This is a genomic window from Mycobacterium ostraviense (assembly GCF_002705925.1).
In the GTDB taxonomy this organism is placed as follows: domain Bacteria; phylum Actinomycetota; class Actinomycetes; order Mycobacteriales; family Mycobacteriaceae; genus Mycobacterium; species Mycobacterium ostraviense.
The window spans coordinates 4,438,652-4,451,033 of the sequence record NZ_NKRE01000001.1 but is presented as its reverse complement, the minus strand read 5'-3'; the positions used below and the strand labels follow the sequence as shown (position 1 = coordinate 4,451,033).

Sequence of the window (12,382 nt, the reverse complement as noted above, 5' to 3'; positions counted from 1 at the left end):
CAGCCGGTTCCCGCGGTTCTATTTTCAGGCGAAATAATGGATCGCTCGGCCCTGATTACATACCGCTGGCCGAGCCGCCGATCGCATATTGCAGCGCACAGCGCCGAACCGAAATGATACGGCCGGCTGATCCCACCGGAGAAAGGCTAGCGGGCAGGGCCGTGCGGATCGTCGAGGTAGTGCGTGCGGTACTCTGCCTGGCCTGACCCGAGCAGCGACGGCGTCGACATCAGTGGCGACGAGTCGATGTGGGAGCCGTTGCCGACGACGTCAATTGGGACGTCAACCGGTTCGCCGCGTGAGTGCCCGTAGGCCCAGGGGATTTCGCCATCCGGCCGGTGCCACCGATCGGGTTCGCGACGCAGGATGCACTCGACGTAATCGTCGTCATCGAAATCCTCGTCCTCGTCCTCATAGTCACCCTGGCCGTGGTCCTCTTCCGACAGCAGCCGGCGGGAGGCCGTCGCACCCATGCCGCCGACCAGGAACAGCGCGGCCACGATTCCGAACAAGGCGATGAACGCGGGCAGCAGCATCGACTGCGACATGGCGGCCGAGAACGGCGCGCGCGCGAACTCGGACAACTGCAGGCCGCCACCCTCGCCGCCGAATCCGGGCGCCCCGTCAGGCGGGTGCGGCACCTCGGCGCTGATCCGCGACGTCATGAACGCCGCCATGCTGGCGCTGCCCAGCACCGCCCCGAGCTGCCGGGTGGCGTTGTAGACGCCGGAGCTCGCGCCGGCCTGGTCGGGCCGCAGATTGCGGGTGGCGGTGGCGGCCAGCGGCGACCAGACGAACGCCATCCCGACGCCTATCACGCAAAACGGCAACACCAACCGCCAGACGGGGGTATCCGGTCGCATCTCGATGGACAGCCACGTCATCGCGATCGCCAGTGCCGAAAAGCCGAACCCGACCACCGGCAGTGGGTGGGACGTGTCGACGATACGGCCGACGAATGGGGCAAGCACGCCGCTACTGATCGCCACGGGTGCAATCAGCAGCGCAGCGCGAATGGGCGACAGCCCGCACACCGACTGCGCATAGAAGATCAGCGGCAGCATCATCGCCGTGGTCGCGAAGGCGGTGATGGCCACCCCGACGGTGCACAGGCTGAAGTCACGGTCCCGGAAGATCTCCAGCGGGATCAGCGGCGCGCGCCGGTTGAGCGATTGCCAGTAGACGAACGCCGACATGAATCCCACACCGGCGACGAGCACCGCCCAGATCCACGGTTGCCACCCGGCGGATTGACCCTCCTGCAGCCCGAAAACAAGCAAGAACATCCCGATTCCGGACAACGCCACCCCGATCAGGTCGAACCGTTGCGCGCGGACGGGCAGGACCGGGACCAGCCAGGCCGCCAGCGCCAGGCCGAGCAGGCCGATCGGGATGTTGACGAAGAAGATCCACTCCCAACCCAGTCCGCCGACCAGCGCTCCCCCGGCCAGCGGCCCGACCAGGCTGGCGACCCCGGCAGTCGCTCCCCACATGCTCATCGCGACACCGCGACGGGCAGCGGGAAAGGTCCGGGTGATGATCGACAACGTCTGCGGGGTAAGCAGCCCGGCGCCCACACCCTGCACCACTCGAGCGGTGATCAGCGCGCCGGCACTGCCCGACAGGCCGCACCACATCGATGCGGCGGTGAACACCGCCAGCCCGGTCAGGTAAAGGTTCTTGGGCCCGAACCGGTCGCCGAGTCGGCCGGCCACCAGCAATACCACCACATACCCCAGCAGGTAGGCGCTGGTCACCCAGACCACGGTGGCGTAGCCGACGTGCAGCACCGCCATGATGGTCGGATTGGCGATGGCGACGATGGTCGAATCGAGCATGATCATGAAAAAACCGATCATCATCGACCACAGCGCGTTCCACGGGCTTCCCGAGCAGCTGGCTGCGGGCATCCGGCTCGTGGCCGTGGTCATCTACCCACCTCGTTTCGGCTACCGAATCCACGTGCATTATTCCGGAGCCCCATCGACTGCCATGCACCTGAATACCCTGTAGGTGTGACTCCGCTCGGTCCGCAATTCGTGCGACGGGCGCTAGCCTGAAGGTACGCCGTTCTCAGGAGAGGCAACATGAGCGCTCGACGAACCAAGAGGTCCGACCCCGACGAGCAGCCGGCCGGCACCGGCCGGCACAAAGCGTCCTCGCGGGCGTTGGCACAGGTCATCGAACGCAGCTCACATCTCCAGGCCCCGGCGGCGGAGGCCTACGTAGCCCGGCTGCGTCGAGCGCACCCGGCTGCCGGCCCGGCCGAGATTGTCGCCAAGATCGAGAAGCGCTTCGTGGCCGCGGTGACGGCCAGCGGGGCGGCAATAGGTATGGTCGCCACCTTGCCCGGAATCGGCACCCTGGCCGCGCTGCTCGCGGCCGCGGGCGAGACCGCGGTGTTCCTCGAGGCCACCGCGCTCCTGGTGCTGGCACTGGCCTCGGTCTACGGCATTCCGCTCGACCACCGGGAACGGCGACGTGCCCTGGTGCTGGCAGTGCTGGTCGGCGACAACAGCAAGAGCGCGGTCGCCGAACTGATGGGTTCCGGACGCACCAGCGGCGGCTGGGTGTCGGAAAGCGTCGCGGCACTGCCGCTTCCGGCGGTGTCGAAGTTCAACACCCGAATGTTCAAATATTTCGCCAAGAGGTTCGCGCTGAAGCGCGGGGCGCTGATGTTCGGCAAGCTGTTGCCGGTCGGCATCGGCGCCGTCATCGGCGCCATCGGCAACCGGCTGGTGGGCAAGAAGCTGGTCCGCAATGCGCGCTCAGCGTTCGGCGCGCCGCCGGCTCGCTGGCCGGTCACCCTGTACGTACTGCCGACTGTTCGGGACGCCAGCTAGCGGGCGGTCCGGCTCGGGCGTCTCTGGCGAATCGCCAGCAAAGCGTTAGCCTTTAGGGGGCGGAAGCGTGCCGGACCGCCAAGGATATGAGGTGCCCCATCAGCCGGGGCGGGCAAGAAATCGCAGGCGTCGCGCCATGGCGCTGGTAGGACGTCAAGAACAGAGAATCGAGGCGAGCAGCGGCCGTGGCCAACATAAGTTCACCGTTCGGGCAAAACGAATGGCTGGTCGAGGAGATGTACCGCAAGTTCCGCGACGACCCCTCCTCGGTCGATCCGAGCTGGCACGAGTTCCTGGTTGACTACAACCCGGAGCCCGCTCAGAGCGCCCCGGCCCCCGCTGACAACCAGCACGTTGCGACCGCCCAGCCGGCCGAGTCCGTCCGGCCCGCGGCAGAGCCCGTCCGGCCCGCGGCAAAGCCGACCGAAGCCGCCGCCGCGGGCAACGGCTTACCCGCCGCGGCGCCCGCCAAGGCCGCCGCGCCGCCGCCGGCCGAGGGCGACGAACTGCAGGTGCTTCGCGGGGCCGCCGCGGCCGTCGTCAAGAACATGTCGGCGTCGCTGGACGTGCCGACGGCGACCAGTGTCCGTGCCGTCCCGGCCAAGCTGTTGATCGACAACCGGATCGTCATCAACAACCAGCTCAAGCGAAATCGCGGCGGCAAGATCTCGTTCACTCACCTGCTGGGCTATGCGCTGGTGCAAGCGGTCAAGCAGTTCCCCAACATGAACCGGCATTACGCCGAGGTCGACGGCAAGCCGAATGTCGTCACCCCGGCCCACACCAACCTGGGTCTGGCGATCGACCTGCAGGGCAAAGACGGCAAGCGCTCACTGGTGGTGGCCGGCATCAAGCGCTGCGAGACTATGCGATTCGCCCAGTTCGTCACGGCCTATGAAGACATCGTGCGCCGCGCCCGCGACGGCAAGCTGACCGCCGAAGACTTTGCCGGCGTGACGATGTCGCTGACCAACCCCGGCACCATCGGCACCGTGCACTCGGTGCCGCGGCTGATGGCCGGGCAGGGCGCCATCATCGGCGTCGGCGCCATGGAATACCCGGCCGAGTTTCAGGGGGCCAGCCAGGAGCGCATCGCCGAACTGGGCATCGGCAAACTGATCACGCTGACGTCGACCTACGACCACCGCATCATCCAGGGCGCGGAATCCGGGGACTTCCTGCGCACCATCCACCAGATGCTGCTTGCCGACGATTTTTGGGACGAGATCTTCCGCGAGCTGGGCATCCCCTACCTGCCGGTGCGCTGGCGCCCCGACAACCCAGACTCGATCGTCGACAAGAACCCGCGGGTCATCGAACTCATTGCCGCCTACCGCAACCGCGGCCACCTGATGGCCGACATCGACCCGCTGCGGCTGGACAAGACCCGGTTCCGCAGCCACCCCGACCTCGACGTGTGCTCCCACGGGCTCACGCTGTGGGACCTCGACCGGCTGTTCAAGGTCGACGGCTGCTTCGGCGGATCGCCCTACATGAAGCTGCGCGACGTGCTCTCGATACTGCGCGACGCCTACTGCCGCCACGTCGGCGTGGAGTACACCCACATCCTCGAGCCCGAACAACAGCAGTGGCTGCAGCAACGGGTCGAGGCCAAACACGTCAAACCGACTGTGGCCCAACAGAAATACATCCTCAGCAAGCTCAACGCCGCCGAGGCGTTCGAAACGTTCCTGCAGACCAAGTACGTCGGACAGAAGCGTTTCTCGCTGGAGGGCGCCGAGAGCGTGATCCCGATGATGGACGCGGCGATCGACCAGTGCGCCGAACACGGCCTCGACGAGGTGGTCATCGGAATGCCCCACCGCGGCCGGCTCAACGTGCTGGCCAACATCGTCGGCAAGCCGTACTCACAGATCTTCACCGAGTTCGAGGGCAACCTGAACCCGTCGCAGGCCCACGGCTCCGGCGACGTCAAGTACCACCTCGGCGCCACCGGCGTATACCTGCAGATGTTCGGCGACAACGACATTCAGGTGTCGCTGACCGCCAACCCGTCGCACCTGGAGGCCGTCGACCCGGTGCTCGAGGGTCTGGTCCGGGCCAAGCAGGATCTGCTGGATCCCGATGGCGAACAGCGCTTCTCGGTGGTGCCGATGATGTTGCACGGGGATGCCGCCTTCGCCGGCCAGGGTGTGGTCGCCGAGACGTTGAACCTGACGAACCTGCCCGGCTACCGGGTGGGCGGCACCATCCACATCATCGTCAACAACCAGATCGGCTTCACCACCGCGCCGGAGTATTCGCGGTCCAGCGAGTACTGCACCGACGTCGCCAAGATGATCGGCGCGCCGATCTTCCACGTCAACGGCGACGACCCGGAGGCGTGCGAGTGGGTGGCGCGGCTGGCCGTGGACTTCCGGCAACAATTCCACAAGGACGTCGTCATCGACATGCTGTGCTATCGGCGCCGCGGGCACAACGAGGGCGACGACCCGTCGATGACCAACCCCTACATGTACGACGTCGTCGACACCAAGCGCGGGGCCCGCAAGAGCTACACCGAAGCCCTGATCGGCCGCGGCGACATCTCGCTCAAGGAAGCCGAAGACGCGCTGCGCGACTACCAGGGCCAGCTGGAGCGGGTCTTCAACGAGGTCCGCGAGCTGGAGAAACACGCCGTGCACCCGAGCATGTCGGTGGAGTCCGAACAGCAGGTTCCGCGCGGCCTGGCCACCGCGGTGGACAAGGCGCTGCTGGCCCGCATCGGCGACGCGTTCCTGGCCTTCCCCCACGGCTTCACCCCGCATCCGCGCGTCCAACCGGTGCTGGAAAAGCGCCGCGAAATGGCCTACGAAGGCAAGATCGACTGGGCGTTCGCCGAGCTGCTGGCGTTGGGGTCGCTGGTGGCCGAGGGCAAGCTGGTGCGGCTGTCCGGGCAGGACACCCGCCGCGGCACGTTCTCCCAACGGCATTCGGTGATCATCGACCGCAACACCGGCAAGGAGTTCTGGCCGCTGCAGCTGCTGGCCACCAACAAGGACGGCACCCCCACCGGCGGCAAGTTCCTCGTCTACGACTCGCCGTTGTCGGAGTACGCCGCCGTCGGCTTCGAATACGGCTACACCGTGGGCAACCCGGATGCCCTGGTGCTGTGGGAGGCGCAGTTCGGCGACTTCGTCAACGGCGCGCAGTCGATCATCGACGAATTCATCAGCTCCGGCGAAGCCAAGTGGGGCCAATTGTCCAATGTGGTGCTGCTGCTGCCCCACGGACACGAGGGACAGGGGCCCGACCACACCTCCGGGCGCATCGAGCGCTTCTTGCAGCTGTGGGCGGAGGGGTCGATGACGATCGCGGTGCCGTCGACCCCATCCAACTACTTCCACCTGTTGCGCCGGCACGCTCTGGACGGGATCATGCGCCCGCTGATCGTGTTCACGCCGAAGTCGATGCTGCGCAACAAGGCCGCGGTCAGCGACATCAAGGACTTCACCGAGATCAAGTTCCGTTCGGTGTTGGAGGAGCCTACCTACGAGGACGGCGTCGGCGACCGCAGTAAGGTCCGGAGGATTCTGCTGACCAGCGGCAAGATCTATTACGAGTTGGCCGCACGCAAGGCCAAGGACAACCGCGACGACATCGCGATTGTGCGCATCGAGCAGCTGGCCCCGCTGCCCAAACGCCGTCTCAACGAAACCCTGGACCGCTACGCCAATGCCGCGGAGTACTTCTGGGTGCAGGAGGAGCCGGCCAATCAGGGTGCCTGGCCGCGGTTTGGCCTAGAGCTGCCAGAGTTGTTGCCCGACAAGCTGACCGGACTCAAGCGGATTTCGCGCCGGGCGATGTCGGCGCCGTCTTCGGGTTCGTCGAAGGTGCACGCCGTCGAGCAGCAGGAAATCCTCGACACGGCGTTTGGGTAATCGGGCCTAGCTCAGGCCTAGCTCTGGCCTAGCTCGACGACGATGCGCGCCGCGCAGCCTCCCCGGCCTCCCCGGCTGAACCACCCGCCATTACCGGGGGACCCGCGGTACCGGTTAACCTCGACGAGAGCCGACAGAGGGAGGGTGCTCAATGCAGGGGTTCGCCGGAAAAGTCGCCGTGGTAACCGGCGCGGGATCGGGCATCGGACGGGCGTTGGCCGTCGAACTGGGTCGCTCCGGCGCCAGCCTGGCGATCAGCGATGTCAATATCGAGGGACTGGCGGAGACCGAGGAAATGCTGAAGGCGATCGGCGCCCCGGTCAAGGCCGATCGGCTCGACGTGACCGAACGCGAGGCCGTTCTGGCCTACGCCGAGGCGGTCAACGAGCATTTCGGCAAGGTGAACCAGATCTACAACAACGCCGGTATCGGCCACACCGGCGACATCGAGGTCTGCGAATTCAAAGACATCGACCGGGTGATGGACGTCGATTTCGGCGGCGTCCTGAACGGCACCAAGGCTTTCCTGCCGTACCTGATCGCCTCCGGGGACGGCCACGTCGTCAACATCTCCAGTGTGTTCGGACTGTTCTCGTGCCCCGGGCAGGCGACCTACAACGCGGCGAAGTTCGCCGTCCGCGGCTTCACCGAGGCGCTGCGCCAAGAGATGATCCTGGCCGGCCATCCGGTCGGGGTGACCACCGTGCACCCGGGCGGCATCAAAACCGCGATCGCCCGTAACGCCACCGCTGCCGAGGGGCTGGATGCCGCCGAATTGGCCAAGCTGTTCGACAAGCGGGCGGCGCGCACCAGCCCGGAGCGAGCCGCCAAGATCATCCTCGAAGCGGTACGCAAGAACAGGGCGCGCGTGCTCGTCGGCGCGGACGCCAAGGTCTTGGACCTGGTGGTGCGGGTGACCGGCTCCGGGTATCAGCGGCTGTTCATGCCGCTCTTCGGCAAGTTGATCCCGGCGCCGCATCGCTGACCCTGCCGAGTTGACATCGAGCCTGCGCTCAGCGCGCCACTTGGTCGCTCGTGGCGTCTATGACCGCAGGTTCGATGTTGTGAGCGCAGGCTCGATGCTGTTGGCGCAGCCTCGAGGCCGTAAGCACGATGTTCAATGGCCCAGCGGGTGCTCAGCCAACCAAGCGCCGGCCACCGCCTGCGGTTCGGCGCCGGCGGCCACCTGGCGGCGCATGTCGGTCAGGGCGGCGGTGTCCAGCACACCCGCCACCTCGTTGATAGCCAGCCGTTGCCGGTCAGTCAGCACGTTGCGGCGATACAGCGGCACCACGTTCTCGGCCCGGATCAGCGCGTCTTTCCCGTCATTCAGCACCACCAGATCGGCGGGATTGGCGGGGTTGGCGGTGGTGGTCCAGGCCGCGGTCAGCTGTCCTGCTCGCAGCGCCGCCAACATCGTTGCGTCATCCGGGAATTCACGGGGCGTGGGCAGCCGGCAGGACCCCACCCGTGAAGGCGTGTCGACTCCGGTGACCATCCCGACGACCAGCCCGTCACAGTGGCGCGGCAACAGGTCCAGCTCGCTGCCGCCCCAGGCCGTCGACGTCGCCGGCGTCACCATGACTGCGGGTTTGTCCTCGGCCGCGGTGGTGTAGTCGCCGGCGGCGACGCCCTCGGGCAGCGCGGCGACCAGCGCCTGGTACACGGCCTTGTCGGAGAGCGCCGAGGCGTCGGGTTGCAGGGTCCGCAACATCTGGCCGGTGAACGCCGGCACGATGGCGAACGCCCCGGAGTCAAGTTTCACCGTCGGGTCGCCGGCCGTTTCGCTTCGCGCAGCAAAACCGTACGACCGCAACGCGGCCACATAGATGTCGGCCAGCAGCACCGATTCGGAGCCGGGCCTGGCTCCGACCACCAGCTCGGGGTGGCTTTCGCCGGTGTCGGCCGCGCAGCCGGCCATCGCGAACACCGCCGCGACTAGCAACGGGGCCAACCTGCTGATCCTCACCCCGCGATGTCTGAGGGCTCCACGGCGAGAGCCACCGCCTTGGCCACCGCATCCCCGACGCGCAGGTCTAGTGGGCTGGGAACGATCCGGTCGAGGGCAAGATCGTCGCTGACGACGGAGTAGATCGCCTCGGCCGCGGCCACCATCATCTTTTCGGTGATCTGGCGTGCCCCGGCGTCCAGCGCGCCGCGGAACACGCCGGGGAAGGCCAGCACGTTGTTGATCTGGTTGCAGAAATCGCTGCGGCCGGTGGCCACCACCGCCGCGTACCTGGCCGCGACCTGTGGGGGTATTTCGGGGTCCGGGTTGGACAGCGCGAAGACGATCCCGCCGGGCGCCATGGTGGCGATCAACTCCTCGGGGACCACACCCGCCGATACCCCGAGGAACACGTCGGCGCCCTCGAGCGCCTCGACCAGGCCGCCGGTGAGACCGTCGGGATTGGTGCGTTGCGCCACATCGACCTTGACGCTATTCATGTCGTCGCGCCCGGCGTGCAGGATGCCGCGCGAGTCCAGCACAGTGATGTCCGAAACACCCATGACCAGAAGGAGATTCGTGCACGCGACACCCGCGGCCCCGGCACCAGATACCACCACCCGCAGCGAGGACATATCGCGGCCGAGCAACTTGGTGGCGCCCATCAGCGCGGCCAGCACGACGATCGCCGTGCCGTGCTGATCGTCGTGCATCACCGGGCAGTCCAGCGCCTCGATGAGCCGTCGCTCGATCTCGAAGCAGCGGGGCGCGGCGATGTCCTCGAGGTTGACGGCGCCGAACGTCGGCCGCAGCCGCACCAGGGTTTCGACGATCTCGTCGGGATCCTTGGTGTCCAGCACGATCGGGATCGCGTTCAGGCCGCCATACGCCTGGAACAGGGCGCACTTGCCCTCCATCACCGGTAGCGAGGCCCTGGGCCCGATGTCACCGAGGCCGAGTACCGCGCTGCCGTCGCTGACGACGGCCACCAGCCGGTTCGCCCAGGTGTAGCGCGCGGCCAGCGTCTGGTCGGCGGCGATCGCGCGGCTGACCTGCGCCACGCCCGGGGTATAGGCGATCGACAGAGCCCGCTGGGTGTCCAGCGGCGCCTTCAGCGCTACGGAAAGCTTCCCCGCTACGTGGGCCTCGAAGATCTCGTCGTTTCCGATGACGATCGGTGGGCTGATCACTGCTGTAGGCACGCTGTTTGGCACCGCATCAGGTTACTGTGCCCGCGACTGCTCCCGGCTGCGGCACGGCTCAGATCAGGCCCAGCCCGGTCACCGCGCTGCGTTCGTCGGCGAGCTCGGCGGTGGACGCGTCGATCTTGACGCGGGAGAAGTCGTCGATCTCCAGCCCTGGGACGATCGTCCAGTCGCCGTCCTGGGTGGTCACCGGGAACGACGAGATCAGGCCCTCCGGCACGCCGTAGGAACCGTCGGAAAAGACCGCCATCGACACCCAGTCGCCCTCGGGGCTGCCCAGCAGCCAGTCCCGGGCAGCGTCGATGGTGGCCGAGGCGGCCGAGGCGGCCGAGGACGCCCCGCGGGCTTCGATGACCGCCGCGCCGCGCTTGGCGACGGTCGGGATGAAGTCGTTCTCGATCCAGGCCTGGTCTCCCACCACCTCGGCCGCGTTCTTGCCGCCGATTTCGGCGTGGAACACGTCGGGGTATTGGGTGGCCGAGTGGTTGCCCCAGATCGTCATCTTCTTGATGTCGGTGACTTTCACTCCGGTCTTCTTGGCGAGCTGCGAGATCGCCCGGTTGTGGTCCAGACGGGTCAGCGCGGTGAAGCGCTCGCGCGGAATGTCGGGGGCATTGCTCATCGCGATCAGGGCGTTGGTGTTGGCTGGGTTGCCGGTCACGCCGATCCGGACGTCGTCAGCGGCGACCTCGTTGAGAGCCTTGCCCTGCGCGGTGAAGATGGCGCCGTTGGCCTCGAGCAGGTCGCCGCGCTCCATGCCCTTGGTGCGCGGGCGGGCGCCGACGAGCAGGGCCAGGTTCACGCCGTCGAAGATCTTGTTGGCGGCTGCGCCGATTTCGACACCGGCCAGCAGCGGGAACGCACAGTCGTCGAGTTCCATCACCACACCCTCGAGCGCCTTGAGCGCCGGCTCGATCTCGAGCAGCCGTAGCTCGATCGGGCGGTCGGGACCCAGCAGCGAGCCGCTGGCCAGGCGAAACAACAGGCTGTAGCCGATCTGGCCGGCAGCACCGGTGACGGCGACCTTGAGGGGACTTGCGCTCACGTCGGTTCGCTCCTTGTGGAGAAATCTGCGTAACAGGGTTTCACAGGGGGTGATGTGTCGGGTCGAAACTAGCGCACCGGACCCACCGGAAATCTACGGACCCGCGCCGACACCGCTGCTGCCACGTTGACGTGGCAAAACGGCGTAGCATGGACCACCGCCCGGTCAGACCTGCGCTGCGATCGGAGACTGATGATGTTTCAAGGATTTGACGCGCTGCCCGAATCGATGCGGACGGTCGCGCGATCCCGGCCGCAGCACGTCCATCCCACACGCGGTCCGGCGGCGCAGGCGCTGGTTGATTGCGGTGTCTACGTCGACGGCCGGCGGATGCCAGGCAAGTACGCCTACACCGACGCATCGCGGGAGGTGCGGGAGCGGAGCCAGGCGGGACAGCAGGCATTCGTGTGGATCGGGCTGCACGAGCCCGACCAGCAGCAAATGCAGGACGTGGCCGACGTTTTCGGGCTGCACCCGCTGGCTGTCGAGGACGCCGTGCACGCCCACCAACGGCCCAAGCTGGAGCGTTACGACGAGACCCTGTTTCTCGTGCTGAAGACCGTCAACTACGTACCGCACGACTCGGTGGTGCTCGCCCGCGAGATCGTCGAAACCGGCGAGATCATGATCTTTGTCGGCAACGACTTCGTGATCACGGTCCGGCATGGCGAACACGGCGGATTGTCGGAGGTGCGCAAGCGGATGGACGCCGACCCCGAGCATCTGCGGCTGGGACCGTACGCGGTGATGCACGCCATCGCCGACTACGTGGTCGACCATTACCTGGCGGTCACGTCGCTGATCGAAACAGACATCGACAGCATCGAGGAAGTGGCCTTCGCGCCCGGCCGCAAGCTCGACGTCGAGCCGATTTATCTGCTCAAGCGGGAGGTTCTCGAGCTGCGCCGCTGCGTCAACCCGCTGTCGACGGCGTTCCAGCGGATGCAGACCGAGAACAAGGACGTGATCTCCAAGGAAGTCCGGCGTTACCTGCGCGACGTCGCCGACCACCAGACCGAGGCCGCCGAGCAGATCGCCAGCTATGACGACATGCTCAACTCGCTGGTGCAGGCCGCGCTGGCCCGTGTCGGTATGCAGCAGAACATGGACATGCGCAAGATCTCGGCCTGGGCCGGCATCATCGCGGTGCCGACCATGATCGCCGGCATCTACGGTATGAACTTCCACTTCATGCCCGAATTGAACTCGAGGTGGGGTTACCCGGCGGTGATCAGCAGCATGGTCGTCGTCTGCCTGGTCCTTTACCTCAGTTTCCGCAACCGGAACTGGCTCTGACGCGATCGAGTGTGCACCTGCGGCGTCGAGGGTGCGTCGACGGCGTCGACTGTGCGTCCACGGCGTCGAGTGCGCGTCCACGGCGGCATTCTCGCGATTCTGCCGCCCTGGATGCACGCTGGACGCCGTGGACGCACACTCGACCACACCGCCCGCCCAGGACG

At 66.8% G+C, this 12,382-nt stretch carries 8 protein-coding genes; 4 read left to right on the top strand and 4 right to left on the bottom strand.

Going from position 1 to position 12,382, the window contains the following annotated elements; all coding sequences use genetic code 11:
• Positions 1–146: 146 nt before the first annotated feature.
• Positions 147–1,931, bottom strand: a complete 1,785-nt coding sequence (locus tag CDN38_RS20825) for an MFS transporter (RefSeq protein WP_082277426.1) — start codon at positions 1,929–1,931, stop codon at positions 147–149.
• Positions 1,932–2,087: 156 nt separating this feature from the next.
• Between CDN38_RS20825 and CDN38_RS20820 the strand changes: the two genes are divergently transcribed.
• From CDN38_RS20820 to CDN38_RS20810, 3 genes are all read left to right on the top strand, one after another.
• On the top strand, positions 2,088–2,843 hold the full coding sequence (locus tag CDN38_RS20820) for a hypothetical protein (protein ID WP_075513540.1): 756 nt from the start codon (positions 2,088–2,090) through the stop codon (positions 2,841–2,843).
• 185 nt (positions 2,844–3,028) lie between these two features.
• The gene (locus tag CDN38_RS20815) at positions 3,029–6,724 is read left to right on the top strand and encodes a multifunctional oxoglutarate decarboxylase/oxoglutarate dehydrogenase thiamine pyrophosphate-binding subunit/dihydrolipoyllysine-residue succinyltransferase subunit (protein ID WP_075513539.1); all 3,696 of its coding nucleotides are present in this window, start codon (positions 3,029–3,031) and stop codon (positions 6,722–6,724) included.
• 151 nt (positions 6,725–6,875) lie between these two features.
• On the top strand, positions 6,876–7,709 hold the full coding sequence (locus CDN38_RS20810; RefSeq protein WP_075513538.1) for an SDR family NAD(P)-dependent oxidoreductase: 834 nt from the start codon (positions 6,876–6,878) through the stop codon (positions 7,707–7,709).
• 132 nt (positions 7,710–7,841) lie between these two features.
• Here the strand turns inward: CDN38_RS20810 and CDN38_RS20805 are convergent, their stop codons facing one another.
• The 3 genes from CDN38_RS20805 to CDN38_RS20795 are packed head-to-tail and all read right to left on the bottom strand — an operon-like array spanning position 7,842 to position 10,922.
• Positions 7,842–8,693, bottom strand: coding sequence for a glycine betaine ABC transporter substrate-binding protein (locus CDN38_RS20805; RefSeq protein ID WP_075513537.1), 852 nt, complete (start codon positions 8,691–8,693; stop codon positions 7,842–7,844).
• Positions 8,690–9,874, bottom strand: a complete 1,185-nt coding sequence (locus CDN38_RS20800) for an NAD(P)-dependent malic enzyme (protein ID WP_233026966.1) — start codon at positions 9,872–9,874, stop codon at positions 8,690–8,692. The genes CDN38_RS20805 and CDN38_RS20800 overlap by 4 nt, the downstream gene beginning before the upstream one ends.
• A 58-nt stretch (positions 9,875–9,932) precedes the next feature.
• Positions 9,933–10,922 (bottom strand): malate dehydrogenase, encoded by a 990-nt coding sequence (locus CDN38_RS20795; protein ID WP_075513535.1) that lies wholly within the window; start codon positions 10,920–10,922, stop codon positions 9,933–9,935.
• Between the two features lie 195 nt (positions 10,923–11,117).
• Here CDN38_RS20795 and corA point away from each other — a divergent pair, with 195 nt between their 5' ends.
• Positions 11,118–12,218: a magnesium/cobalt transporter CorA gene (corA, locus tag CDN38_RS20790; RefSeq protein ID WP_075513565.1), complete on the top strand. Its 1,101-nt coding sequence runs from the start codon at positions 11,118–11,120 to the stop codon at positions 12,216–12,218.
• The last annotated feature ends 164 nt before the right edge of the window (positions 12,219–12,382 follow it).